The organism is Acinetobacter sp. UBA6720, from assembly GCF_002454215.1.
Taxonomy (GTDB): domain Bacteria; phylum Pseudomonadota; class Gammaproteobacteria; order Pseudomonadales; family Moraxellaceae; genus Acinetobacter.
The window spans coordinates 1-384 of sequence record NZ_DKIK01000195.1; the positions used below are offsets into that span (position 1 = coordinate 1).

The 384-nt window shown below is 42.7% G+C and carries 1 protein-coding gene and 1 pseudogene; both read right to left on the reverse strand.

Features of this window, described 5'->3' with window-relative positions; all coding sequences use genetic code 11:
- A partial coding sequence (yidD, locus tag B4F08_RS16425) for a membrane protein insertion efficiency factor YidD (protein WP_291375399.1) occupies positions 1 to 207 on the reverse strand: 207 nt, incomplete at its 3' end.
- A gap of 9 nt (positions 208 to 216) precedes the next feature.
- Positions 217 to 384: pseudogene (locus tag B4F08_RS16430) on the reverse strand (ribonuclease P protein component); the annotation flags it as partial.

Consider the following 384-nt stretch of genomic DNA (forward strand, 5'->3'; position numbering starts at 1 on the left):
TGGAACAGGGTCATACCCCGATCCACCCCAAGGATGACAACGGCAAATACGTTTAGTAGCCAACCACACACCACGCACAGCACCATGTGTATGGACTGCTTCCAATGAATATTGAGAACATGTAGGGATATAACGACAACGCGGTCCAAGTAAAGGACTAATCGCAATTTGATAAAATCGAATTAACCAATGCAGTAACCGGACCATTGGCCATCTCTACTTTTGCAGGGAGGGAGCTATTTTTTGATGCTTTTTGGCAAGACGTTGTAATTTTTGCCAAGCAAATTGTAATTGCTGGTGCAACTCTGCATTAGGCACTGTTTCTATCCCCATTTTAGGCATAACCACAATATCTAAAGTTAATTGCTGTTGATGCAAGCGAAA